The 22,631-nt window shown below is 66.9% G+C and carries 24 protein-coding genes; 10 read left to right on the top strand and 14 right to left on the bottom strand.

Translation table 11 applies throughout. The features are described from left to right. Nucleotides 1-115: 115 nt before the first annotated feature. The 6 genes from NFH66_RS09805 to NFH66_RS09780 are packed head-to-tail and all read right to left on the bottom strand — an operon-like array spanning nucleotide 116 to nucleotide 5,882. Entirely contained in the window at nucleotides 116-463 is a 348-nt protein-coding gene (locus tag NFH66_RS09805) for a Na+/H+ antiporter subunit G (protein ID WP_349610137.1), read from the bottom strand. Continuing rightward, a complete protein-coding gene (locus NFH66_RS09800) occupies nucleotides 460-729 on the bottom strand; it encodes a K+/H+ antiporter subunit F (protein ID WP_161432871.1) in 270 nt (89 codons plus the stop codon). Before NFH66_RS09800 ends, NFH66_RS09805 begins: the two co-directional genes overlap by 4 nt. Then, a complete protein-coding gene (locus tag NFH66_RS09795) occupies nucleotides 726-1,232 on the bottom strand; it encodes a Na+/H+ antiporter subunit E (protein ID WP_349610136.1) in 507 nt (168 codons plus the stop codon). The genes NFH66_RS09800 and NFH66_RS09795 overlap by 4 nt, the downstream gene beginning before the upstream one ends. Then, nucleotides 1,229-2,752 (bottom strand): monovalent cation/H+ antiporter subunit D, encoded by a 1,524-nt coding sequence (locus NFH66_RS09790; RefSeq protein ID WP_349610135.1) that lies wholly within the window; start codon nucleotides 2,750-2,752, stop codon nucleotides 1,229-1,231. Before NFH66_RS09790 ends, NFH66_RS09795 begins: the two co-directional genes overlap by 4 nt. Beyond that, nucleotides 2,749-3,087, bottom strand: a complete 339-nt coding sequence (locus NFH66_RS09785; RefSeq protein ID WP_161432873.1) for a Na+/H+ antiporter subunit C — start codon at nucleotides 3,085-3,087, stop codon at nucleotides 2,749-2,751. Before NFH66_RS09785 ends, NFH66_RS09790 begins: the two co-directional genes overlap by 4 nt. Then, nucleotides 3,087-5,882, bottom strand: coding sequence for a monovalent cation/H+ antiporter subunit A (locus NFH66_RS09780; RefSeq protein WP_349610134.1), 2,796 nt, complete (start codon nucleotides 5,880-5,882; stop codon nucleotides 3,087-3,089). Before NFH66_RS09780 ends, NFH66_RS09785 begins: the two co-directional genes overlap by 1 nt. Before the next feature lie 242 nt (nucleotides 5,883-6,124). On the opposite strand from NFH66_RS09780, the gene dctP reads away from it, so the two are divergent. The 8 genes from dctP to NFH66_RS09740 all read left to right on the top strand — a co-directional run bounded on the left by dctP (nucleotide 6,125) and on the right by NFH66_RS09740 (nucleotide 14,486). Beyond that, the gene (gene dctP, locus NFH66_RS09775; RefSeq protein WP_349610133.1) at nucleotides 6,125-7,192 is read left to right on the top strand and encodes a TRAP transporter substrate-binding protein DctP; all 1,068 of its coding nucleotides are present in this window, start codon (nucleotides 6,125-6,127) and stop codon (nucleotides 7,190-7,192) included. A gap of 123 nt (nucleotides 7,193-7,315) precedes the next feature. Continuing rightward, a complete protein-coding gene (locus NFH66_RS09770) occupies nucleotides 7,316-7,861 on the top strand; it encodes a TRAP transporter small permease (protein ID WP_349610132.1) in 546 nt (181 codons plus the stop codon). Then, nucleotides 7,858-9,135, top strand: coding sequence for a TRAP transporter large permease (locus NFH66_RS09765; protein WP_349610131.1), 1,278 nt, complete (start codon nucleotides 7,858-7,860; stop codon nucleotides 9,133-9,135). The genes NFH66_RS09770 and NFH66_RS09765 overlap by 4 nt, the downstream gene beginning before the upstream one ends. Before the next feature lie 79 nt (nucleotides 9,136-9,214). After that, a complete protein-coding gene (locus NFH66_RS09760; RefSeq protein ID WP_349610130.1) occupies nucleotides 9,215-9,571 on the top strand; it encodes a RidA family protein in 357 nt (118 codons plus the stop codon). Next, nucleotides 9,571-10,707 (top strand): histone deacetylase-like amidohydrolase, encoded by a 1,137-nt coding sequence (locus NFH66_RS09755; protein WP_349610129.1) that lies wholly within the window; start codon nucleotides 9,571-9,573, stop codon nucleotides 10,705-10,707. The genes NFH66_RS09760 and NFH66_RS09755 overlap by 1 nt, the downstream gene beginning before the upstream one ends. Continuing rightward, a complete protein-coding gene (locus tag NFH66_RS09750) occupies nucleotides 10,704-11,681 on the top strand; it encodes a branched-chain amino acid transaminase (protein ID WP_349610128.1) in 978 nt (325 codons plus the stop codon). Before NFH66_RS09755 ends, NFH66_RS09750 begins: the two co-directional genes overlap by 4 nt. Before the next feature lie 77 nt (nucleotides 11,682-11,758). Continuing rightward, nucleotides 11,759-12,808 carry an Lnb N-terminal periplasmic domain-containing protein gene (locus tag NFH66_RS09745; RefSeq protein ID WP_349610127.1) on the top strand — a complete coding sequence of 350 codons (1,050 nt, stop codon included), beginning with the start codon at nucleotides 11,759-11,761 and terminating at the stop codon, nucleotides 12,806-12,808. Nucleotides 12,809-13,136: 328 nt separating this feature from the next. After that, complete coding sequence (locus tag NFH66_RS09740; protein ID WP_349610126.1) at nucleotides 13,137-14,486, top strand: Na+/H+ antiporter family protein; 1,350 nt, start codon at nucleotides 13,137-13,139, stop codon at nucleotides 14,484-14,486. A gap of 67 nt (nucleotides 14,487-14,553) precedes the next feature. Here NFH66_RS09740 and NFH66_RS09735 read toward each other — a convergent pair whose 3' ends face one another. From NFH66_RS09735 to NFH66_RS09720, 4 genes are all read right to left on the bottom strand, one after another. Then, nucleotides 14,554-15,288 (bottom strand): RNA methyltransferase, encoded by a 735-nt coding sequence (locus NFH66_RS09735; protein WP_349610125.1) that lies wholly within the window; start codon nucleotides 15,286-15,288, stop codon nucleotides 14,554-14,556. A 344-nt stretch (nucleotides 15,289-15,632) separates the two neighbouring features. Continuing rightward, on the bottom strand, nucleotides 15,633-17,276 hold the full coding sequence (groL, locus tag NFH66_RS09730) for a chaperonin GroEL (protein ID WP_349610124.1): 1,644 nt from the start codon (nucleotides 17,274-17,276) through the stop codon (nucleotides 15,633-15,635). A 78-nt stretch (nucleotides 17,277-17,354) separates the two neighbouring features. Further along, on the bottom strand, nucleotides 17,355-17,648 hold the full coding sequence (locus NFH66_RS09725; RefSeq protein WP_349610123.1) for a co-chaperone GroES: 294 nt from the start codon (nucleotides 17,646-17,648) through the stop codon (nucleotides 17,355-17,357). Nucleotides 17,649-17,853: 205 nt separating this feature from the next. Continuing rightward, nucleotides 17,854-18,387, bottom strand: coding sequence for an FxsA family protein (locus NFH66_RS09720; protein ID WP_349610122.1), 534 nt, complete (start codon nucleotides 18,385-18,387; stop codon nucleotides 17,854-17,856). Nucleotides 18,388-18,580: 193 nt separating this feature from the next. On the opposite strand from NFH66_RS09720, the gene NFH66_RS09715 reads away from it, so the two are divergent. Then, nucleotides 18,581-19,342 carry an SDR family oxidoreductase gene (locus tag NFH66_RS09715; protein WP_349610121.1) on the top strand — a complete coding sequence of 254 codons (762 nt, stop codon included), beginning with the start codon at nucleotides 18,581-18,583 and terminating at the stop codon, nucleotides 19,340-19,342. Nucleotides 19,343-19,405: 63 nt separating this feature from the next. Here the strand turns inward: NFH66_RS09715 and NFH66_RS09710 are convergent, their stop codons facing one another. Further along, a complete protein-coding gene (locus NFH66_RS09710; protein WP_349610120.1) occupies nucleotides 19,406-19,687 on the bottom strand; it encodes a ComEA family DNA-binding protein in 282 nt (93 codons plus the stop codon). Nucleotides 19,688-19,944: 257 nt separating this feature from the next. On the opposite strand from NFH66_RS09710, the gene pyrF reads away from it, so the two are divergent. Further along, entirely contained in the window at nucleotides 19,945-20,640 is a 696-nt protein-coding gene (gene pyrF / locus NFH66_RS09705) for an orotidine-5'-phosphate decarboxylase (RefSeq protein ID WP_349610119.1), read from the top strand. A gap of 3 nt (nucleotides 20,641-20,643) precedes the next feature. Here pyrF and lapB read toward each other — a convergent pair whose 3' ends face one another. Genes lapB through NFH66_RS09690 form a run of 3 tightly spaced genes read right to left on the bottom strand, consistent with a single transcriptional unit; the run spans nucleotide 20,644 to nucleotide 22,527 of the window. Continuing rightward, entirely contained in the window at nucleotides 20,644-21,825 is a 1,182-nt protein-coding gene (gene lapB, locus NFH66_RS09700; RefSeq protein ID WP_349610118.1) for a lipopolysaccharide assembly protein LapB, read from the bottom strand. 1 nt (nucleotide 21,826) lies between these two features. Beyond that, the gene (locus NFH66_RS09695) at nucleotides 21,827-22,132 is read right to left on the bottom strand and encodes a LapA family protein (protein WP_349610117.1); all 306 of its coding nucleotides are present in this window, start codon (nucleotides 22,130-22,132) and stop codon (nucleotides 21,827-21,829) included. 53 nt (nucleotides 22,133-22,185) lie between these two features. Beyond that, nucleotides 22,186-22,527, bottom strand: a complete 342-nt coding sequence (locus NFH66_RS09690; protein WP_349610116.1) for an integration host factor subunit beta — start codon at nucleotides 22,525-22,527, stop codon at nucleotides 22,186-22,188. Nucleotides 22,528-22,631: the final 104 nt, after the last annotated feature.

Genomic DNA, 22,631 nt, shown 5'->3' with positions numbered 1-22,631 from the left:
GGCCATCCCTGGTCCTCGGACCCCCTCTCCGACCTGTCCCCGGCGCCTTTCGCTATCACCGCATGGCTAACTGCGATAGCCTTGGGCTATCACGTGGCCTCTTGCCGGTAGCTGACTACTTGTCGTTGGGCATATTGCGCGTGCCTGCCACGCCCGGCAGACGCCGGCGCAGGGCGGCCTTGCCCATCATATGGGCGCTGACCGGGGCGGTGGCAAACAGGAAGATGGTCACCAGCGCCTCCTGCACCGAGATGCCGTCCTGCTGGAGGCTGAAGTAGAGCAGCGAACCGATCAGGGTACAGCCGACGCCCAGGGTGCTGGCCTTGGTGGGGCCGTGCAGGCGCGTATAGAAGTCGGGCAACTTGGCCAGTCCCCAGGAACCGATCAGTGCCACAATCGCGCCGACCAGCAGGAAGGCTGCGATCACCAGCTGCAGGGGCCAGGTCATGTCGATAGCGATCATTCGATGACGTCCCCCCGCAGCAGGTACTTGCTCATGGCCACGGTGCTGACGAAGCCCATCAGGGCGATCAGCAGGGCCAGCTCGAACAGGATGCCCAGGCCCATCCAGATATCGGCCAGCACGATCAGCGCGATACTGTTGATCATCAGGGTGTCCAGCGCCAGGATCCGGTCGACGATGTCCGGGCCGATGGCCAGGCGGTAGAGGTTGAGCAGGGCGGCGATGGCAAACAGCGTCATCGCGATGGGTATCACCACGGCGATCATCGGAATATCTCCTCGAGCGGCTGCTCGTAGCGTTCACGGATGCCGGCGATGGCCTCGGCCTCGTCCTCCAGATGCAGGGCGTGCACCAGCAGGGTGTTGGCCTCGGCGTCGTAGTGGATGGAGACGGTGCCGGGGGTCAGCGAGATGGTGCTGGCCAGGATGGTAATGGCGAAATCGTCCTCCAGGGCCAGCGGATAGGTGAAGAAGCCGGGAGTCAGGTGTCGGGCGGGTCGCAGGATGCGCAGGGCCACCACCAGGTTGGAGCGCAGGATGTCCATCAGCAGCACCAGCAGGTAGCGCAGCAGCGGCAGGGGGCGGCGGATCCTCGCCTCCTCGGGCCAGAAGGCGTGGGTCACCAGGGGGATCGCCACGCCCAGCACCAGCCCCAGCAGGGCGTGGGCCATGCTGAAGTCGTTGATCATCAGCAACCACAGCAGCGCCAGGAACAGCGAGAACAGCGGGTGCGGCAGCCAGAACTGCCAGTTGCGCATCGATGGCGTCATGGGGTGATCTCCGTGGCGGAGGCGAGGACGTCGGGCAGCACGGCGGCGATATAGCCGCGCGGGGCGAGCAGCTGCCCGGCGGTGAGCTCCAGATAGCCCATTACCGGATTGCCGAAGGCCGCCAGCAGCGCATTGAGGCCGACCATGCCGCACACCAGTGTCAGCAGGCCGCGCCTGAGCGGATAGGGGCTGGCCATCTCTGCGGGGCGCCAGAACCAGCTGCTGCCGGTACGGCTGATGGCGATGATGACCAGCAGGGCCGAGGCCAGCAGCACGCCCCACAGCCATAGGCCCCGGGGGTCGCTGGCGCTGGCCTGGAGGATCCACGCCTTGCTGACGAAGCCACCGAAGGGCGGCAGCCCCGCCATGGCGATGCCGGCGATGAAGAACAGCGTGCCCAGCACCCGTCGATGCCCGATGGGGCCGGTCGCCGAGAAGCGGTCGTAGCCCTCCTCGCGCTGCTGGCCCAGCAGGTCGGCGAGCAGGAAGAACACCGCGGCCATGCCGGTGCTGTGGATCAGGTAGAACAGAGCGGCGCCCAGGGCGGCCGGGGTCACCAGGCTGATGGTCGCGAGCAGGGTGCCGACCGAGAGGATCACCAGGTAGGCGGACAGGGTGCGCAGGCTGTCCGAGCCCAGCACACCGACACCGCCCAGTGCCAGGGTCAGCAGCGCCAGAGGCCACAGCCAGGCCCAGGCGGTGGCGTTGATCGGTTCCTCGCCCAGCGCGAAGACCAGCAGGAAGACGCGCAGGATGGCGTAGATGCCCACCTTGGTCATGATGGCGAAGAGTGCGGCCACCGGTGCGCTGGCTGCCGAGTAGGCCCGCGGCAGCCAGAACAGCAGCGGCAGGATCGCCGCCTTGATGCCGAACACCACCAGCAGGATCAGGCTGGCGGCGGCGAGCAGCGGGTCGTCTTCCGGTGGCGCCTCGGCCACGCGCAGCGCCAGGTCGGCCATGTTGAGGGTGCCGGTGAGGCCGTAGAGGGTGCCCAGCGCGATCAGGAACAGCGCCGAGCCCGCCAGGTTGATGATCACGTAGTGCAGCCCGGCGCGGCTGCGGGCACGCCCTCCGCCGTGCAGCAGCAGGGCGTAGGAGGCGATCAGCAGGATCTCGAAGAACACGAAGAGGTTGAAGAGGTCGCCGGTTAGGAAGGCGCCGTTGAGGCCGGCCAGTTGGAACTGGAAGAGGGCGTGGAAGTGGGCGCCGCGCTGGTCGGTGCCGCCGCCGGCATAGACCAGGCAACACAGCCCCAGCACCGCGGTCAGGGCCAGCATGATGGCGGCGAGGCGGTCGAGCACCAGCACGATGCCGAAGGGGGCCGGCCAGTTTCCCGCCTGATAGAGCAGGTAGTCGCCCGCCCCGGCCGTGGCCAGTGCCCAGATGCTCAGCAGCACCAGCCAGCCGGTACTCGCGAAGCCCAGCAGGCGCTGCACGGCAAACGGCCCCCGGTAGCAGAGCAGCTGTCCGGCGCCGGTGAGCAGCGGCAGCAGGATGGGGAGGATCAGGGCGTGGTTCATGCACGGTCCTCGTCCGGGTTCTCGCCGTCGACGTGGTCGTTGCGCAGCTCCACCGCGGCCTTGAGCGCAAGCACCACCACGAAGGCGGTCATGGCGAAGCCGATGACGATGGCGGTGAGCACCAGGGCCTGGGGCAACGGGTCGGCGGAGCGCTCCGCCAGGCCGATGATGGCCGGGGCGCCGGCCACCAGGCGTCCCGAGGCGAACAGGTAGAGATTGACGGCATGGGAGAGCAGCGTCAGGCCCAGGATCACCGTGAAGGTGCGTGCCCGCAGCAGCAGGTAGACGCCGCAGGTGGTAAGCACGCCGAGGGTGAGCGCGTAGAGCAGTTCCATCAGCCGATCTCCTTGCCGGGGCCGGCCACGGTCATCAGCTTGCCGAGGTTGGCGAGTATCAGCAGCGTGGCTCCGACCACGGTGGCGTAGACGCCGAGGTCGAAGAGCATGGCGGTGGCCAACTCGAATTCGCCGATCAGCGGCAGGGCAAGGTGGCCATGGGCCGAGGTGAGGAAGGGGAAGCCGAACAGCCAGCTGCCCAGGCCGGTGGCGGTGGCGATCAGCAGGCCGGCACCGATCAGCGGCCGGAAGGCGGTCAGCATGCGCTGCTGCGCCCACACCAGCCCGCCGGCCATGTACTGCAGGGTCAGCGCCACCGCGGTGATCAGCCCGGCGATGAAGCCGCCGCCGGGGAGGTTGTGGCCGCGCAGGAAGATATAGGCGGAGACCAGCAGGGCGATGGGCAGCACCAGCCGGGCCACCGTGCTGAGCATGATCGGGTGCGGCTCGGCGACCCAGTGGGCGGGATTGGTCTCGACCACCCGCTCCTTGAGGTGCAGGTCGCGGGTGAAGGCGAACACCGCCACGGCGGCGATGCCGAGCACGGTGATCTCGCCCAGGGTGTCGAAGCCGCGGAAGTCCACCAGGATCACGTTGACCACGTTGGTGCCGCCACCACCGGGCACGCTGTTGGCGAGGAAGAAGTCCGAGATCGTCTGCTGGGGGCGGGTCAGGATGGCGAAGCTGAAGGCCGCCACGCCGACGCCCATCAGGCCGGCGATGGCCAGGTCGCGCCCCATGCGCACGCGGGTCGACCCGCGGGGTGAGGTCTGGGGCAGGAAGGAGAGCGCCAGCATCATGATCACCACCGCCATCACCTCCACCATCAGCTGGGTCAGGGCGAGGTCGGGGGCCGAGAAGCGCGCGAAGGCCACGGTGACGAAGAGCCCGGTGACGCCGAGCAGCAGCAGCGCCGGGAGGCGGTGATGGTGATAGACCACCACGCCGATCGCGGCCAGGCAGAGCAGGAGCGCCGCCAGCAGGGTCAGCGGGTCGAGCGGGGCGAGTGCCACGCCGCCATCCCAGTGGGTCACGGCGAGCAGTTCAAGGCCTACCAGCACCACCAGGGTGGCCATGATGAAGGTCAGGTAGCGCTGCAGGGAGCCGTTCTCCAGCTGGAAGACCCGTTGCTGGGAGAGGGCGATGGTGCGGCGCATGATCCAGTCGAAGATCTCCTTGGCGTCGACCTGGGGCAGGCGGGCGTGCAGCCGGAACAGCGGGTCGCGCAGGTGGTAGAAGAGCGCGCCGCCGCCCAGGGCGAACAGGCTCATGACCATCGGTACGCTGCCGCCCAGCGTGGTGAAGTCGTAGGGTGCGACGACCGTCTGACGGGCGGCGGCGAAGGCGGGGTGGACCAGCGCCGAATAGAGGGGCTCCGGCGCCAGCCCCACCAGCAGCGTGGCCGCGGCGAGCAGCACGATGGGCGACAGCGCCGCCCCGCGCGGTGCTGCGGGGGGCCATATGGGCAGGTTCACCGGTTGGCCGTTGAAGAAGACGTTATGGAAGATGCGGATCGCGTAGGCCACCGAGAAGAGGGCGGCCAGGGCCACCCAGGCGGGGATCACCACGGCCGCCCAGTCGGGGGTGGAGAGCAGCAGGCTCTCGTTGAACAGCATCTTCTTGCTCAGGTAGCCGCTCATCAGTGGCAGGCCGGCCATGGCGGCGGCGGAGATTCCCGAGAGCACCATCAGCGCGGGCATGAAGCGCCACATGCCGTTGATCCGTCGCATGTCACGGGTGCCGGTGGCGTGCTCCACGTAGCCCGCCATCATGAACAGCGGCGCCTTGAACAGCGCGTGGCATACCAGGTGGAAGAGTGCCGCCGCCAGTGCCATGGGGGTGCCCAGCCCCTGCAGCAGCATGATCAGCCCCAGGTGGGAGACCGTCGAGTAGGCGAGCAGCCCCTTCATGTCGTGCATGAACATGGCCACGAAGGCGCCCAGCATCAGCGTCATCATCCCGGTCAGGGTGACCAGGTGGAACCACAGCGAGGTGTCGGCGAGCGCCGGGTGCAGGCGTGCGAGCAGGAACAGCCCCGCCTTGACCATGGTGGCGCTGTGCAGGTAGGCGGAGACCGGGGTGGGCGCCGTCATGGCGTGGGGCAGCCACAGGTGGAACGGGAACTGGGCTGACTTGGTGAAGGCGCCGAGCAGGATCAGGTTGAGCATCAGGCCATAGTGCTCGTGGGCGCGGATACGATCGCCGGCCTCGAGCACCACCGAGAGTTCATGGCTGCCGGCGGCCTGGCCCAGCAGCACCACGCCGCCGAGCAGCGCCAGGCCACCGCCAGCGGTGATCACCAGTGACATGCGGGCACCGAGCCGGGCCGCATGGTCGTGGCTGTGGTAGCCGATCAGCAGGAAGGAGACCAGGCTGGTCAGCTCCCAGAACACCAGCAGGAACAGCAGGTTCTCGGAGAGCACGATGCCCAGCATCGCCGCCATGAACAGCAGGATCAGGGTGAAGAAGCGCGCCGAGGTGTCGCTGCCCGCGAAGTAGTAGCGCGCATAGAGCAGGATCAGGCAGCCGATCCCGGTGATCAGCAGGGCGAACAGCAGGCCCAGGCCGTCGAGGCGGAAGGCCACGTCGAGGCCCAGTGCCGGCAGCCAGGAGAGTCGCTGGACCACGGCCTCGCCGCCCCCCATGACATGCGGCAGCCAGCTGAGCAGAAGCAGCAGACAGAAGAGGGCGGGGAGGGCGGAGACCGCGGCCAACAGTCGCGAGGAGCGCCCCTGCAGCAGGGCGGGCAGGCAGGCGCCGGTCAGCGGCAGCAGGACGATCAGTACAAGCGGCATGGGACTCGCCTCCCTGTCCGGCATGGGTTCCTCACCACACTATAGAGGCCACTGCGGCTTGGGCAGGCTGTGGCTTCAACGCTGGCGTGGCATCAGGGCCGCGTCATCTGTCGCGGGCGTTGAAGGGTTGCGACTCCGCGGGCAGGCGCTATCGGCAGCGACGTTCTAGGCTGGGTAGCAGGCCAGCGTCACAGGCGCTGCCATTGCCGCATCCGATAACGACAACACCGAGAGGCAAGCCCATGCGTACCACGATGTTTCCCCGCCTGACCGCCCTGGCGGCCCTGCCGCTGGCCATGGCGGCGGCCCAGGTCCAGGCCGAGGAGATGGCCATCGCCACCATCCTTCCCGAGGACATGAGCAACAACGAGGTCTATCCGGCCCTGATCCAGTTCAAGAACCTGGTGGAAACCCGCACCGATGGCGAGATCACCGTGTCGATCTTCGGCAACAGCCAGCTGGGGTCCGAGGTGGAGACCGCGTCCGAGGTCCAGGGCGGGCGCACCCTGCAGTCCACCATCATCACCACCGGTGCCATGTCGTCCTTCTATGACGATTATCAGCTGATGACGGCGCCCTTCATCTTCGACAACTGGCGTCAGGCCTGGGCCTTCTTTGACGGGGAGTGGTTCGCCGATTTCATGTCGGGGACCATCGACGAGACCAATATGCGTTACCTGGGCACCTTCGATGATGGCGGCGGCTTCGTGGCCTTCACCAACAACGAGCGCCCGATCAAGACCGTGGAGGACCTCGAGGGGCTCAATATCCGCACCGAGGAGAACCCAGGACACGTGGCGATCATGAAGTCACTGGGCGCCTCGGCCACGCCGCTGCCCTGGGGCGAGGTGATCACCGCCCTGGAGACCGGCCTGGCCGACGGCCAGTTCAACGCGCCGGTGCTCAATACCACCTTCAACTTCGACGAGGTGACGGACTACACCACCCTGACCGGGCACGTCTACAACAGCGCCGCCTGGCTGGTCAGCGAGGAGTGGTTCCAGAGCCTGACCGAGGAGCAGCAGCAGGCCATCGTCACCTCGGCCCGCGAGGCCATCGCCATCGGCCACGGCATGTCCGGGGCGCTGGCCACCGCCAGCTGGGTGGAGTCCTGCGAGCGCTTCGAGGAGTGCTACATCATGCCTCCCGAGGAGCGGGCGCGCATGGCGGAGATCGCCACCCCGGCCTGGAAGGAGTGGATCGTCAACGACTTCGGCATCGAGGAGGAGAAGGTCGACGCCTTCCTCGCCGAGGTCGCTCGGGTCGGCGAGGCGGTGGTCGAGAACGACATGGCCAACTATGGCCAGTGAGCCTCGACACCGAGTGATCGGCCCCGCTGATCGCCGGGGCCGATGAGCCGGCAGGCGTGCGTGCGCCTGCCTCTTGATGCGACCGACCTGCGGGTCGGTCGTCGATGTCTCCGAGGTACTCCGATGCCCATCCTCCAGCCATTGCGCCGCCTGAGTGATGCGGTGAACCAGGTGGCGATCGTGACGTGTGTGGCCTGCGTGCTGATCATGCTGGGCATCTCCTTCACGGCTTTCCTCTACAAGCTGGCCACCGGCAGCACCCTGAGCTGGACCTACTCCCTGGCCCGGCTATTCCTGCCCTGGATCGGCTTCCTCTCCATGACCATCTCGCTGCGCTACGGCGAGCACGTGGCCATGACCCTGCTGGTGCGCAGCCTGCCGCGCGTGCTGCTCCAGGTGGCGGCAGGACTCTGCCTCGGCGTGATCGCGCTGTTCGCGTTGATGCTGGTCTGGTACGGCTGGGACTACTTCCAGGGGGCCTCCCAGGTCTACATGGTCTCCGACCAGATCCAGATATCCGCCAAGTTCACCGCCATCGTGATCCCGATCAGCGGGGTCATCATCCTGCTGCACCTGGTGCAGGGCTTCGACCTGCTGGAACACTTCATCGATGACGAGTCCACGATCGATGAGCTGATCGAGACCGCCGACGGGGAGCGCCGCCCATGATGCCCGCAATCATTGCCTTCGTCGTGCTGCTGCTGATCGGTGCCCCGGTCGCCGTGGTGATGGCCATGTCGGGGCTGGCCGGCGGCTTCGCCATGGGCGGCGAGCGCATGCTCGGCATCATCGCCGACCGCATGTTCGCCGGTGTCTCGGGCTTCCTGCTGATCGCCGTGCCCTATTTCATCTTCACCGCCGAGCTGATGAACCAGGGTGGCCTGACCCAGAAGCTGATCGCCTTCAACAACGCCCTGTTCGGCCGTGTGCGCGGGGCGCTCTCCCACGTCAACATCTCGGTGTCGGTGTTCTTCGCCGGCCTGACCGGGGCGGCGATCACCGATACCGTGGCGATCGGCAAGATCATGATCCCGGAGATGAAGAAGCAGGGCTATGACGCCGAGTACGCCGCGGCGATCACCGCCTGCTCCTCGATCATCGGGCCGATCATCCCGCCCAGCGTGGTGATGGTGGTCTATGCGACCCTGCTGCGTGATATCTCGGTGATCGACCTCTTCGCCGGGGGCATCATCCCCGGCCTGCTGATGGCCCTGGCGCTGCTCGCGGTGAGCTTCTTCCTGGCCTGGAAGCGAGGCTATCCCAAGCAGGCCCCCACGCCGCTCAAGGTGGCGGCCGTGGCCTTCCTGGTGGCGCTGCCGGCGATGATCGTGCCGCTGATCATCCTCGGCGGCATCCTCTCCGGGCTGACCACCATCACCGAGGCCTCGGGCTTTGCCGCCGTCTATGCCATCGCCATCGGCGTGATCTTCTACCGCAACCTCTCCTGGCAGAAGATCTGGCATGCCCTGGTGGTTACGGTGCGCTTCTCGGGGGTGGTGTTCTTCCTGCTGGCGACCTCGGCGGTGCTCGGCTGGTTCGTCACCCGTTCCGGCATCGCCCGGGACGCGGCCGGCCTGATCACCACCTTCAGCGATTCGACCTTCCTGCAGCTGCTGCTGGTCTGCGGCCTGCTGATCCTGATCGGCACGGTCATGGACGTGCTGCCGGCACTGGTGGTGGTGGCCCCGGTGCTGGTGCCGGCGATGATCCAGCTCGGTGTCGACCCGCTGCACTTCGCCATCCTGATGATCGTGGTGCTCAATATCTCCAACGTCACGCCGCCGGTGGGGATGACGCTGATGACGGCGGCGCGTATCGCCAACGTGCCCTACGAGCGCGCCATCATCGCCTCGCTGCCGTTCTACGTCGCCTATATCGCGGTGATCCTGCTGCTGGTCATCTTCCCGTCGCTCTCCACCTGGATTCCCTCGCTGCTGGGTTAGGCAGGCAGCGAATGAGATCCCTCTACCCCCCCGGCCAGGAGTGCGATGTTCCCGACCGGCTTCCTGCAAGGAGACTCCCATGCGCATTACCTATCACGACAGCAATTCCCGCATGAGCCAGGCCACGGTGCACAACGGCACCGTCTACCTGGCCGGCCAGGTGCCCGATGACACCAGCGCCGACATGCGCGGCCAGACCGAGCAGGTGCTGGCCAAGATCGACCGCCAACTGGCCGCTGCCGGGACCAGCAAGGAGCATCTGCTCAGCGCCCTGGTGTGGGTGACCGACATGAGCGAGTTCGCCGAGATGAACGCGGCCTGGGATGCCTGGGTGGCGCCGGGACGCCCGCCGGCGCGGGCCGCCACCGAGGCCAGGCTGGCGCTTCCCGAGTTCAAGGTGGAGATCATGGTCACCGCGGCACTGCCGAGCGCATGATGACGCGCACCACCACTGGCTTCTTCTGGCATGAGCGCTGCTTCTGGCACGACCCGGGGGCCATCGGGGTCTTCTCCGCTCCCGGCGAGTTTCTGCAGCCGCAGCCCGCCTCGGAGAGCCCGGAGAGCAAGCGGCGGCTGAAGAACCTGCTGGAGGTCTCCGGCCTGATCGACCAGCTGGCGGTATGCAAGCCGCCGCCGGCGCGCCGCGAGGATCTCGAGCGCTTCCACACGCCCCGCTACCTGGAGGAACTGGCGGTCGGTGACCGGGCCGGCGGCGGTGACGGCGGCGACTGCGCCCCCTATACGCCGGGTAGCCTAGCCGCCGCCTGCCAGTCGGCGGGCCTGGCCATCGCCGCGGTGGAGGCCGTGGCCAGCGGGGAGCAGCGGCGCGCCTATGCGCTCTGCCGTCCCTCCGGCCACCACGCCGAGGCCGACCGCGGCCGCGGCTTCTGCCTGCTGGGCAATATCCCCGTGGCCGTGATGCGGGCGCGTGCCCTGGGACAGGCAGCGCGTGTGGCGATCCTCGACTGGGACGTGCACCACGGCAATGGCCAGCAGGCGGCGTTCTATGCCGATCCCGAGGTGTTCACGGTGTCGATCCATCAGGCGGGCAACTATCCGCTGGATACCGGCACCTTCGAGGAGCAGGGGGAAGGGGCCGGCATGGGCGCCTGCCTCAACCTGCCGCTGCCGCCCGGCTGCGGCCTCGGCGCCTATGACCACGCCATGACCGAACTGGTGCTGCCGGCACTCGAGGCCTTCGCCCCCGAGCTGATCGTGGTGGCCTGCGGCTTCGATGCCGGCGCCAAGGACCCGCTCGGCAAGATGCTGCTCAACAGCGCCGCCTTCGCGCGGATGACCGCCCAGGTGAAGGCCCTGGCCGAGCGCGTCTGCGAGGGGCGCCTGGTGATGGTGCATGAGGGCGGCTATTCGGAGGGCTATGTGCCGCTGTGCGGCCACGCGGTGATCCAGACCCTGGCAGGGAGTGCCACCGCGGTGCCCGACCCCCAGAACGACGAGATCGCCGCCTGGGCCTACCAGGCGCTGCAGCCCCACCAGCGCGCCTTGATCGACGGCTGGTGCGAGGCCTGGTTCAACGGCGCTCGCCCACCACGTGACGAGGAGAGACCATGACGCCCCTGCATGACCGCGATGGCTGGATCTGGTTGGACGGCGACTGGCTGCCCTGGCGCGAGGCGCGGGTGCATGCCCTGACCCACAGCCTGCACTACGGCATGGGCTGCTTCGAGGGGGTGCGCGCCTACCAGGGGCCGGATGGGACCCACCTCTTCCGGGTGGTCGAACACACCCGGCGGCTGCTGGATAGTGCCCACGCCCTGGATATACCGTTATCTTACGATGCCGATACCCTGATCCAGGCCCAGCGGGAGTGCCTGGCCCGCAACGCCCTGGCCAACGCCTACCTCAAGCCCACGGTGTTCCTCGGCGCCGAGGGGCTCGGGCTGCGGGCCAGGGGGCTCACCACCCACGTGATGCTCCCCGCCTGGGATCTCGGCGACTACGTCTCCCCCGAGGCCGCGGCCATCGGGCTGCGCGCCTTGACCTCCTCCTGGGCGCGCCACCACGTCAACATCAGCCTGTGCCGGGCCAAGACCAACGGCCACTACGTCAACTCGATGCTGGCGCTCAACACCGCGGTGAAGGCGGGCTTCGACGAGACCATCATGCTCGACCCCGAGGGCTACCTGGCGGAGGCCTCGGCGGCCAACGTCTTCCTGCTGCGCGACGGCGAGCTGCACACCCCGGAGGTCACCTCCTGCCTGGAGGGCATCACCCGCGATAGCGTGATCCGCCTGGCCCGCGAGGTGCTCGGCATCCCGGTGGTGGAGCGGCGTCTCACCCGCGATGCGCTCTATCTCGCCGACGAGGCCTTCATTACCGGCACCGCCGCGGAGATCCTGCCGCTGCGCGAGCTGGATGGCCGCCACATCGGTGCGCGTGCCGGGGCGCCGGCGGTGGGCGAACCCATCGCCACGGGCTCCGTGACCGCGCGCCTGCAGCGGCTCTACCGCGAGGTGACGCGCGGCGTGCCAGGGCCGGCCCTGGAGGCCTTCGGCGACTGGCTGACGCCGGCGTCGGGCGGCTGACCGGGGTGCGTGGCGGGCGTTAGCGACCGCTGGCGGCGAGCGTGGTAGGCTCTGGGCTGGCCGCAGGGAGCTTGCCGATGGTGTCGCTGATGGATCTTGCCCTGCGCCTGGCGCTGGTGGCGTGTTCGCTATGGGGTGGCCTGGCGCTGTTGTATCGCTTTCCGGCCGGCATTGCCGGGCGCCGCCTTGCCGCGCTCGCCTGGTTGCTGCTGGGAGTCCTGTGCCTGGTGTGGCACTGGCAGGGCGCCAGGCCGGGACCGGCGCTGGTGATGGGGCTGAGCATGGTGCTGTTACTGGGCTGGTGGTGGCGGCTGGTGCCGGCAAGCGATCTGCCCTGGGCCGATGATGTGGCCCACCTGGCGACCGGTCGGCGCCACGCTGAGCGGCTGGAGCTCGACCATGTGCGCTGCTTCGACTGGTTGACCCGGGACCACGCCCGAGTGGCCTGGGAGCGGCGGGAATATGACCTCCAGCGACTGACCACCCTGGATCTGTTCGTCTCTGGCTGGGGGCGGCCGGGTATCGCCCATGTGTTGCTCTCCTTCGGCTTCGCCAATGACCGGGGGCGTGTCGATGACTTCGTGGCTTTCTCGGTGGAGGTGCGTCGCGAGCGTCATGAGCCCTTCTCGGAGATCGGCGGCTTCTTCAAGCGCTTCGAACTGGCGATCATCGCCGCCGATGAGCGTGATGCCGTTCGCCTGCGCAGCAACGTGCGCGGCGAATCGGTAACCCTCTATCGGGTGCTGCTCGGGGAGCGCGAGCGCCAAGAGCTGCTGCTGGCCCTGGTGGAGCAGGCCAACCGACTGGCGCATGCCCCGCGCTTCTACCACACCATTACCGCCAACTGCACCACCCTGGTATACGCCCTGATGAGGCGCATCATCGAGGGGCTGTCGCTGGACCATCGCCTGCTGCTCAGCGGGCTTTTGCCGTGCTATGTCCATGATCATGGTGGCTTGGTACCCGGCTTCTCGCTGGACGAGCTCAAGCGGCGCGGCGATATCACCGAACGCGCCATCGCGGCCCACGCTGATCCTCGCTTCTCCCGACGGATACGCGAGGGTGTACCGGGGTGGTGTGACGGCTCCGCCGCCCGGCCAGGTGCGGCTCCTGGGCGGTGTGATTAGCGTCACGCTTGGCCCCGCTGGCTGAGACGCCTGGACAGAAGAACGCCACGGCGTTGCCGTGGCGTGTGGGCCTCCATGGGCAGCGTCCTGCTGCCGATCTCCCTGCAGGGCGTCCAGCCCTGGCGCATCCGTGGCGGAGAAGTGACAGTGTCCCTTGCCGCGTCCTGCTGGACGTCTCCCTTTATCGTCGATGCAGGTAACAGGGCGGTGACCGTCGCGTGTCGATTCCATGACATCCCGTTCCGTCGGCCCGGGCGCAAGGCGGGCGCTTCTGGTAAAATCCTGCGCCGTTTCGTCTCAATCCAACTCCTGCTTCGGGAACGCTGTCATGAATGCGGTAATCATTGCGGTGCTGGTCATGGTCGGCCTGTCACTGGCACGGGTTTCGGTCGTCTTCGCGCTGGTAGTCGGGGCGCTGGTGGGCGGCCTGGTGGGCGGGCTCTCCGTGGAGGAGACCCTCGGTGCCTTCAACGACGGGGTCGGTGGCGGGGCCAAGGTGGCGCTGGCCTATGCCACCCTGGGTGCCTTTGCGGTGGCGATCTCCCGCTCGGGCCTGCCCGACCTGCTGGCCAGGCGGCTGATCTCCCTGCTGGGCCAGGAGGCCACCGCCAGCAAGCAGGCGCTGGTGAAGTACCTGCTGCTCGGTGCGGTGCTGCTGGTGGCGATCTCCTCCCAGAACCTGATTCCGGTGCACATCGCCTTTATTCCCATCCTGATCCCGCCGCTGCTCAAGGTGATGAACCAGTTGCGCCTGGACCGCCGGGCGGTGGCCTGTGCGCTGACCTTCGGCCTGACCGCCCCCTACATGCTGTTGCCGGTGGGCTTCGGGGCGATCTTCCTCAACGATATCCTGCTGGCCAACATCAACCAGGCCGGCGCGGCGCTGGGCCTCGAGATCTCGCGTGGCATGGTGCCGCTGGCCATGGGGGTCCCGGTGGGTGGCATGGCGCTAGGCCTCGCGGTGGCGGTGTTCCTGAGCTATCGCCGGCCGCGTGACTACGAGGCGCTGGACGTGGCCACCACCAACGTGCCGCACCATCAGCCGGAGATCCATGAGCCGCATGCCCTGGGCCTGGTCATGGCGGTGGTCGCCATCGTGGCGGCCCTGGGTATCCAGCTCTGGACCGGTTCCATGATCCTCGGCGGGCTGGTGGGCTTCGCCCTGCTCTCGGTGGGCGGTATCTTCAAGTGGCGCGAGGCCGACGACCTCTTCACCAGCGGCATGCGCATGATGGCGCTGATCGGCTTCATCATGATCTCGGCATCGGGCTTTGCCGCGGTGATGAGCGCTACCGGCCAGATCGAGACCCTGGTGGAGTCCAGCGTCGCGGTGATCGGTGACAATCGTGGCCTGGCCGCGCTGCTGATGCTGCTGGTGGGCCTGTTCATCACCCTGGGCATCGGCTCGTCGTTCTCCACCATCCCGATCATCGCCGCCATCTTCGTGCCCCTGGCGGTGCAGTTCGGCTTCTCGCCGCTGGCCACCGTGGCGCTGGTCGGCACCGCGGCGGCGCTGGGAGATGCGGGCTCGCCGGCCTCCGACTCCACCCTGGGGCCGACCTCGGGCCTCAACGTTGACCGCCAGCATGACCATATCTGGGACAGCGTGGTTCCCACCTTCCTGCACTACAACATCCCGCTGATCGCCTTCGGCTGGCTGGCCGCCATGACCCTGTAGGTCGGGCCGCGTGCCCAGGCAGTACCGCTGACGGCGGCCCGCGGGTCGCCGTCAGCGTTTCTGTCCGTTACTGGTCGGGAAGGTGGCGCTCCAGGGAGGCGAGCAGGCCACGCAGCAGCGACAGCTCGCGGCGTGACGGCTGGGCGCGGGCGAACAGTGCCTGCAGGTGGGCCTCGGTACGAGCATGGGGTTGAGTGAGGAAGCCGCTGCGTTGCATTACGCGGCCCAGGTGCTCCTGGAAATGACCGACCTGCTCGCGGCTGGGCTGGTGCTCCTCGACGGGCAGGGTCGGTCGGTAGCCACTTCCGGGACGCCGCCGCCAGGCCTTGAATACCTCGTAGGCGAGCACCTGCACCGCCTGGGAGAGGTTGAGGATGCCGTAGTCGGGGTTGGCGGGAATGCTCACCTGGTGGCTGCACAGGCCGATCTCGTCATTGGTGAGGCCGAAGCGTTCACGACCGAATACCAGCGCCACCGGATCGTGGGCGGCATGCTCCACCACATCACGCGCCATCTCGTCGGGCTCGTCGAAGTGCGGCAGCGGCAGGCTCCGCAGACGCGCGCTGGCGCCCACCACCTGCACGCAGTCACTCACGGCCTCCGCCAGCGAGTCGACCACCCGGGCTCCTTCCACCAGGTCCTCGGCCCCGGCGGCGAGCCGCGAGGCTTCGGGGTCGGGAAACTGCCGGGGATTGACCAGCACCAGGTCGGTCAGACCCATGGTCTTCATGGCCCGCGCGGCGGCCCCGATATTGCCGGGATGGAAGGTCTGGACGAGGACGATGCGGATGTTCGAAAGCATGGGCAGGCGGCTGGCGTAAGGTGATAAGCGGAGGTTGGGTATCTTACCGGGCCTTCGGCCAGCTACAAGCTGCAAGCTGCAAGGGGCAAGCTGGAGTCAACTCCTTGCCACCCGTATTACCGGTACCACACTGCCTTTCTCCTTTCTCCTTTCTCCTTTCTCCTTTCTCCTTTCTCCTTTCTCCTTTCTCCTTTCTCCTTTCTCCTTTCTCCTTTCTCCTTTCTCCTTTCTCCTTTCTCCTTTCTCCTTTCTCCTTTCTCCTTACGTAAAAAACCCCGCCGGCTTGCGCCGGCGGGGTCTGTCTCAGGGCTTGCCTCTGGGGGCAGTGCCTGGGGCAGGGGGGCTTACATCATGCCGCCCATGCCACCCATGCCGCCCATGCCACCCATGTCCGGAGCGGCTTCCTTCTCGTCCGGATCGTCGGCGATCATCGCCTCGGTGGTGATCATCAGGCCTGCCACGGAGCCGGCGGACTGCAGCGCGCTGCGGGTCACCTTGGCCGGGTCCAGCACACCCATCTCGAACAGGTCGCCGTAATCGCCGGTCTGGGCGTTGTAGCCGTAGTTGCCTTCGCCAGCCTTGACCTGGTTCAGGATGACGGAGGCTTCCTGACCGGCGTTGGTGACGATCTGGCGCAGCGGGGCCTCCATGGCGCGCACGGCGATGGCGATGCCGTGGGTCTGGTCCTCGTTGTCACCCTTGAGGCCGGCAACCTTGGTCAGCACGCGCACCAGAGCGGTACCACCGCCAGGCACCACGCCTTCCTCGACCGCGGCACGGGTGGAGTGCAGGGCGTCCTCGACGCGCGCCTTCTTCTCCTTCATCTCCACCTCGGTGGCGGCACCGACGCGGATCACGGCGACACCGCCGGCCAGCTTGGCGACGCGCTCCTGGAGCTTCTCACGATCGTAGTCGGAGGAGGTCTCCTCGATCTGGGCGCGGATCTGGTTGACGCGGGCCTCGATGTCGGCGTCGTTGCCGGCGCCATCGATGATGGTGGTGTTCTCCTTGGACATGGTCACGCGCTTGGCGGTACCCAGGTGGTCCAGGGTGGCCTGCTCGAGGTCCAGACCCACTTCCTCGGAGATCACGGTGCCATTGGTCAGGATGGCGATGTCCTGGAGCATGGCCTTGCGGCGGTCACCGAAGCCCGGCGCCTTGGCGGCGGCGACCTTGACGATGCCGCGCATGGTGTTGACCACCAGGGTGGCCAGCGCCTCGCCCTCGATGTCCTCGGCGATGATCACCAGCGGCTTGCCGGCCTTGGCCACGGCCTCGAGGGTCGGCAGCAGTTCGCGGATGTTGGAGATCTTCTTGTCGACCATCAGGATGTAGGGGTCTTCCAGCTCGACCGCCATGGTGTCCTGGTTAGTGACGAAGTAGGGCGACAGGTAGCCGCGATCGAACTGCATGCCCTCGACGACGTCGAGCTCGTCCTCGAAGCCGCGACCCTCGTCGACGGTGATTACGCCTTCCTTGCCTACCTTCTCCATGGCTTCGGCGATGATCTCACCGATGCGTTTGTCGCCGTTGGCGGAGATGGTGCCGACCTGGGCGATGGACTTGGAGTCGGTGCAGGGCACGGACAGGGCCTCGATCTCCTTGACGGCGGCGACCACGGCCTGGTCGATGCCGCGCTTGAGGTCCATCGGGTTCATGCCGGCGATGACGCCCTTGAGGCCTTCGGTCACGATGGACTGGGCCAGCACGGTGGCGGTGGTGGTGCCGTCACCGGCGACGTCGGAGGTCTTGGAAGCGACTTCCTTGACCATCTGGGCGCCCATGTTCTCGAAGCGCTCCTTGAGCTCGATCTCCTTGGCCACGGAGACGCCGTCCTTGGTCACGGTCGGCGCGCCGAAGGACTTCTCGATCACCACGTTGCGGCCCTTCGGGCCCAGGGTCACCTTGACCGCGTTGGCCAGGAGGTCGACACCGCGTGCCATGCGCTTGCGGGCATCATCGGAAAACTTGACTTGCTTTGCTGCCATGTTCGCTATCTTCCTTTCAATTCGTGAACGTCACAATTCGCTGTGCACGGCGTGAGCGTCTTGTGCTCAGCCTTCAGCTCAACCTTCGACTACGGCCAGGATGTCGGACTCGCTCATGATCAGGACCTCTTCGCCGTCGACCTTCTGCTTCTCGACGCCGAAGCCATCCTTGAAGATCACGGTGTCGCCGACCTTGACGTCGAGCGGACGCACGTCGCCGTTGTCGAGGATCCGACCGTTACCGACGGCGAGCACTTCGCCACGCGTCGGCTTTTCCTGGGCGTTGCCCGGGAGCACGATACCGCCAGCGGTTTTCTGTTCTTCCTCGACGCGACGAATGATGACGCGATCGTGCAAGGGACGGATGTTCATTGCTCACGTTCTCCTGATGGTTTGTATGCCGATGATCCGGCGGGTTGCATCACGTCCTCGCCACCAAGGCAGCGAGGGGAGGCGTCGGGCGCCTTCCGTGTCAATGGCGCGAGTGCCGCGCCGAAACCTGTTGCTGACGTGTAGGTGGGGCTTGCCCATGGCCTTTCAAGGCCCACCATGAAATTTTTTTGCTGATTCGGGCGAATCAGCCGCGGCGCTCGTCACGGGGGATGAACTCGCCCTCGATGACGCCGTCGTCGGCGTGGCGTGACGACGGCTCGTCGGCGCCGCGGTGACGACGCCCCTCATCGGCCTGGGCCCAGTCGTCGTGGGGACGACCGGCACTGGGCCTGGCACCGAATCCCTCGCGATGCACGCGGAAGCCTTGGGTGCGGATACCCAGCCAGGCCAGCAGCTTGCCTATCAGGCGCCGGGCATCGGGCATCAGGCACAGGAAGCCCAAAACGTCGGAGACGAAGCCCGGCGCCATCAGCAGGGCGCCGCCGAAGATCAGGGCGGCACCGGTGAGCAGTTCGCCGGAGGGCATCTCGCCGCGCTCCAGGCGCTCCCGGGCCCGGGCGAAGGTGGCGGCGCCCTCGCGGCGGATCAGGTGCAGGCCGATGAAGCCGGTGGCCAGCACCAGCAGCAGGGTGGTGAGCAGGCCGATCTGGCTGCCCACCGAAAAGAGGATGACGAAGTCGAGCAGGGCAAACAGCGTGAAGATAAGGAGAAAGGGCATGTGGCCTCCCATGATGACGTTCACGGTGAGATGGGGGCGAAGGCGGGGAAATCAAGCGTTGGTCGGCATCACTGGCCGGCGGGAGACAAAGGCGGGATTATAAGCTTAGTCATAGTGTCATGATGCGCTGCACAAGAATCTGCTACAGTGCCAGGAATCTATCACTGATCCACCATCTCCCGAAGGAGTCACGATGCAACTGCAGAATTCCGTCATCGCCATCACCGGTGGTGCCCGCGGCCTCGGGCTGGCCATGGCCGCCATGCTGGGTCGTCAGGGTGCCCGCCTGGCCCTGCTCGATACCGATGCCGCGACCCTCGACGAAGCCGTCACGGGACTCCATGGAGCCGGCGTCGAGGCGCGCGCCTTCGTCACTAACGTGGCCGACGAGGCCTCCGTGAAGCAGGCCTTCGCCGATATCGCCGACTCCCTGGGGCCGGTCAGCGGCCTGGTCAACAACGCCGGTATCCTGCGTGATGCTCTGCTGGTAAAGGCACGGGAAGGCAAGGTCGAGAAGACCATGTCCCTCGAGCAGTGGCAGTCGGTGATCGACGTCAACTTGACCGGCGTGTTCCTGTGCGGGCGCGAGGCGGCGGCGCAGATGGTCGAGGCGGGCAATGAGGGGGTGATCGTCAATATCTCCAGCATCTCGCGGGCCGGTAACATGGGGCAGAGCAACTACGCGGCCTGCAAGGCTGGCGTGGTGGCCCTCACCACTACCTGGGCCAGGGAGCTGGCGCAGCATGGCATCCGGGTGGGCGCGGTGGCCCCGGGCTTCATCGAAACTGAGATGACCGCATCCATGCGCCAGGACATGCTCGACAAGCTGACCGCCGGTGTACCACTCAAGCGCCTCGGGCAGCCGGAAAACATCGCCCAGAGTGCGCTGTTCATCTTCGAGAATGATTACTTCTCCGGCCGCGTGATCGAGTGTGACGGCGGTCTGCGCCTCTGATCGATTCGCGGGGTGCATGTCTCGATGACGGCCGTCCGCTGGCCGATCATCGAGTGCTGATCATTAGAAGGTGATCTGGTCCTCCAGGCCGGCCACCGTGCCCTCGCCGATGCCGCTGACGCGGGTGAGATCCTCGGCGCTCGCGTAGGGGCCGTTGGCCTCGCGATCCTCGACGATGGCCGCTGCCTTGCTCGGCCCGATTCCCGGTAGCTCGGTCAGCAGCTCGGCGCCGGCGGTATTGACGTTGATCGGCTCGATCTCCTGGGCCATGGCACCCAGTGGTACGAGCCCCAGCATGAGCGCGACGAGGCAGGCCCCGAAGAGGGCGTGAAAGCTGGTTTTCATGTCTCTTTCTCCGTTGTTGTTGTCGCATCGTTGTTGTCGCATCCTTAGCGGGTGCCTCTTCAAGCTAGCCCCGGCGGAAGGAACTTCCTGTGGGGCTTCTGCCCGCCAGGCTGTGGGACAACGCGCCTTTGCCTCGTCGCCGTGGCGGGCAGGAAGTAGGACAGGGCGTCGATCTCGAGTCGGAGAACACGCACGGCTCACATCGCCCATGGCTGGTATACTCTGGCGACGATTTCCTCTTGCCCGGAGCCCGGTTCGTGTCTACCGATTCCCCTCTGATCATTGCCCTCGACTACCCCTCCCTGGATGCCGCCCTTTGCATGGCCGACCGTCTCGATCCGGCACGCTGCCGCCTCAAGGTGGGCAAGGAGCTGTTCACCCGCAGCGGCCCCGACGTGCTGGAGGCTTTGCACGGGCGCGGCTTCGAGGTGTTCCTCGACCTCAAGTTTCACGACATCCCCAACACCGTGGCCGGCGCCGTGCATGCCGCGGCGGAGCAGGGGGTCTGGATGGTCAATGTCCATGCCGGTGGAGGGCGCCGCATGATGGAGGCTGCTCGGGAGCGACTGGAGCGCCACGGTCTTGGCACACGACTGATCGCGGTGACCGTTCTGACCAGCATGACGGCCGATGACCTGGCCGAGGTGGGTGTGGGCGTCTCGCCCGCCGCACAGGTGGAGCGCCTGGCGACCCTGGCCCGCGACAGCGGGATGCACGGTGTGGTGTGTTCGGCCCAGGAGTCCGCCCGCCTGCGCAAGCTGTGTGGCGACGATTTCCTCAAGGTGACGCCGGGCATTCGCCCCGCCTTCGCCCAGGCCGGCGACCAGCAGCGCATCATGACGCCGGGGGATGCCATGGCCGCGGGTAGCACCCACCTGGTGGTAGGGCGCCCGATCACCCAGGCGGAGGAGCCCATGGAGGCCCTCGCCGCCATCGAGGCCGAGCTCAACTAGCCGCTACTCTCCCTCGATGCCGGTGATCGGGCGGGTGGTGCCCCAGCTACGACAGCGCGGGCACTGCCAGTGCAACTGGTCGCCGGTGAAGCCGCAGCGGCGGCAGCGGTGGCGGGGGAGCTTGCCGAGCAGGTCGGCGGTATGGCGCTTGAGCAGGGCCAACTGTTCCAGCGCCTCGCCGTGACTGTGCTGGTGATAGAGGTCGATCAGGTAGTCCAGCGCTCCCAGGCTCGCCTCGCGATTGAGCTGTTCACTGACCAGGGCGATCGCGGGCTCGATGCCCTGGCGATGACGCAGGGTCTCGGCCAGCAGGATGATCACGCTGGTGTAGGGGGTCTCGTCCAGCAGGCCGTGGAGATGATCGATCAGGCCATCCTCGTCGTCTAGCAGGCGGTAGGCATTGCTCAGTGGCTCCAGCAGGGTCGGGGTGAAGGCCGCATCCTGGGCGGGGATTCGCGACAGCAGGGTGATCTCCTGGCGGTAGTGGCCCGTGTCGTGCTCGAGAGCGGCCAGCAGCAGGTTGGCGCGCACGCAGCGCGGGTCGACGTTGAGGGCCTGCTTGAGGTGGCGGCGGGCCAGCACCGGAGTGGCGTTGGCGCGCTCCTCCTCGGCCAGCTGGCAGAGCCAGTGGGCCGCCGCACGCCGCACTTCCTGATCCTCACGGATCAGTTGGGGGTTGGCCACCTTGAAGGCCTCCGACCATTCGCCCTCGCGTTCGAAGAGGTCCGCCAGCAGCCGGCGTGCCGATCGCCGCAGCCCATCGTCATGGGTATCGCGCAGCAACCCCTTGAGTAACCGCTCGGCACGATCCAGCAGGCCCAGGGAGAGAAAGTCTCGGGCCAGCTCCAGCTGCACACGCTCGCCCTGGGAGGCGGTCAAGCTGGGGCGGGCTAGCAGGTTCTGGTGGATCTTCATCGCCCGGTCGGCCTCGCCGCGGCTGCGGAAGAGGTTGCCCAGGGTGATATGGGTATCGATGGTCTCGCTGTTGACCTGCAGCGCCCCGACGAAGGTCTCGATGGCGCGATCCTGCTCGTCGTTGAGCAGGTAGTTGAGGCCCACGAAATAATCCCGCGGCAGTCCTTGCGGAGGCGCGGGATGGATCGGCTTGCTGTATTCGCGGCGGCCCAGCCACCAGCCGATGGCGACGGCTGCCACCAGGATGGTCAGCAGCAGGGCATCGGGCATATCAGGGAAGTTCCTTCAGCTCCTGAACACGCAGCTTGTCGAGCTCCTTGCGCTGCTGCTGGTTGTGGCGCTGGGCGCGCGTCAGCAGGGCACGCAGGCGCAGGTAGACGCCGCTCATGGCCAGCATGCCCAGCATGACGCCAGCCGCCAGTGAGGCCAGCAGCCAGACCGACAACGAGGCGGGCGGCAACTCGATCCAGATCAGGTTGAGCGGCAGTGCCTCGCGATTGTTCACCGCGAACAGGATGCCGACCAGTAGAACCGCCAGCAGGATGATGGCCAGGATCAGGCCTTTTAGCCAACGCATGCGAAGTGTCCCCTGTGATGTAAGAGTTGGGTCGGGAGTGCGGAGCGACGGGCTCAGTAGCCCAGCGCGCGGCTGTCGTCTACCTGCTCGCGCAGCTCCTTGCCGGGTTTGAAGTGTGGCACGAACTTGCCCTCCAGCGCGACCGGTTCGCCGGTCTTGGGATTACGCCCGATACGCGGTTCACGGTAGTGCAGGGAGAAGCTACCGAAGCCGCGTATCTCGACGCGCCCCCCGGCGGCCAGGGTCTCGGTGATGTCGTCGAGAATCAGCCGAACCGCCGATTCCACTTCCTTGAGCGACAGCTCGGGCTGGCGCATGGCGATCTGTTCGATCAGCTCGGACTTGGTCATCTCGGGTCTCCGTTGGCGGCGCGGCTGTTGTTTTCCCCCAAGCATACTCGGCAAAACGAGACAAAACAACGCACTACGACCATAAGCAGAAACCTTGCTCCATGACCGGGGTCAGCTGTGCCAATGCGCCGCCTCGGGTATACTCACCC

Origin of the sequence: Halomonas sp. H10-9-1, assembly GCF_040147005.1 — a bacterium.
Lineage (GTDB): Bacteria > Pseudomonadota > Gammaproteobacteria > Pseudomonadales > Halomonadaceae > Halomonas.
This window is presented reverse-complemented; position numbering and strand designations above follow the sequence as displayed.

Excerpts from the sequence above, each read along its gene's own strand:
- NFH66_RS09805 (WP_349610137.1), bottom strand. The coding sequence starts at position 463 with ATGATCGCTATCGACATGACCTGGCCCCTGCAGCTGGTGATCGCAGCC.
- NFH66_RS09800 (WP_161432871.1), bottom strand. The coding sequence starts at position 729 with ATGATCGCCGTGGTGATACCCATCGCGATGACGCTGTTTGCCATCGCC.
- NFH66_RS09795 (WP_349610136.1), bottom strand. The coding sequence starts at position 1,232 with ATGACGCCATCGATGCGCAACTGGCAGTTCTGGCTGCCGCACCCGCTG.
- NFH66_RS09790 (WP_349610135.1), bottom strand. The coding sequence starts at position 2,752 with ATGAACCACGCCCTGATCCTCCCCATCCTGCTGCCGCTGCTCACCGGC.
- NFH66_RS09785 (WP_161432873.1), bottom strand. The coding sequence starts at position 3,087 with ATGGAACTGCTCTACGCGCTCACCCTCGGCGTGCTTACCACCTGCGGC.
- NFH66_RS09780 (WP_349610134.1), bottom strand. The coding sequence starts at position 5,882 with ATGCCGCTTGTACTGATCGTCCTGCTGCCGCTGACCGGCGCCTGCCTG.
- dctP (WP_349610133.1), top strand. The coding sequence starts at position 6,125 with ATGCGTACCACGATGTTTCCCCGCCTGACCGCCCTGGCGGCCCTGCCG.
- NFH66_RS09770 (WP_349610132.1), top strand. The coding sequence starts at position 7,316 with ATGCCCATCCTCCAGCCATTGCGCCGCCTGAGTGATGCGGTGAACCAG.
- NFH66_RS09765 (WP_349610131.1), top strand. The coding sequence starts at position 7,858 with ATGATGCCCGCAATCATTGCCTTCGTCGTGCTGCTGCTGATCGGTGCC.
- NFH66_RS09760 (WP_349610130.1), top strand. The coding sequence starts at position 9,215 with ATGCGCATTACCTATCACGACAGCAATTCCCGCATGAGCCAGGCCACG.
- NFH66_RS09755 (WP_349610129.1), top strand. The coding sequence starts at position 9,571 with ATGACGCGCACCACCACTGGCTTCTTCTGGCATGAGCGCTGCTTCTGG.
- NFH66_RS09750 (WP_349610128.1), top strand. The coding sequence starts at position 10,704 with ATGACGCCCCTGCATGACCGCGATGGCTGGATCTGGTTGGACGGCGAC.
- NFH66_RS09745 (WP_349610127.1), top strand. The coding sequence starts at position 11,759 with ATGGTGTCGCTGATGGATCTTGCCCTGCGCCTGGCGCTGGTGGCGTGT.
- NFH66_RS09740 (WP_349610126.1), top strand. The coding sequence starts at position 13,137 with ATGAATGCGGTAATCATTGCGGTGCTGGTCATGGTCGGCCTGTCACTG.
- NFH66_RS09735 (WP_349610125.1), bottom strand. The coding sequence starts at position 15,288 with ATGCTTTCGAACATCCGCATCGTCCTCGTCCAGACCTTCCATCCCGGC.
- groL (WP_349610124.1), bottom strand. The coding sequence starts at position 17,276 with ATGGCAGCAAAGCAAGTCAAGTTTTCCGATGATGCCCGCAAGCGCATG.
- NFH66_RS09725 (WP_349610123.1), bottom strand. The coding sequence starts at position 17,648 with ATGAACATCCGTCCCTTGCACGATCGCGTCATCATTCGTCGCGTCGAG.
- NFH66_RS09720 (WP_349610122.1), bottom strand. The coding sequence starts at position 18,387 with ATGCCCTTTCTCCTTATCTTCACGCTGTTTGCCCTGCTCGACTTCGTC.
- NFH66_RS09715 (WP_349610121.1), top strand. The coding sequence starts at position 18,581 with ATGCAACTGCAGAATTCCGTCATCGCCATCACCGGTGGTGCCCGCGGC.
- NFH66_RS09710 (WP_349610120.1), bottom strand. The coding sequence starts at position 19,687 with ATGAAAACCAGCTTTCACGCCCTCTTCGGGGCCTGCCTCGTCGCGCTC.
- lapB (WP_349610118.1), bottom strand. The coding sequence starts at position 21,825 with ATGCCCGATGCCCTGCTGCTGACCATCCTGGTGGCAGCCGTCGCCATC.
- NFH66_RS09695 (WP_349610117.1), bottom strand. The coding sequence starts at position 22,132 with ATGCGTTGGCTAAAAGGCCTGATCCTGGCCATCATCCTGCTGGCGGTT.
- NFH66_RS09690 (WP_349610116.1), bottom strand. The coding sequence starts at position 22,527 with ATGCTTGGGGGAAAACAACAGCCGCGCCGCCAACGGAGACCCGAGATG.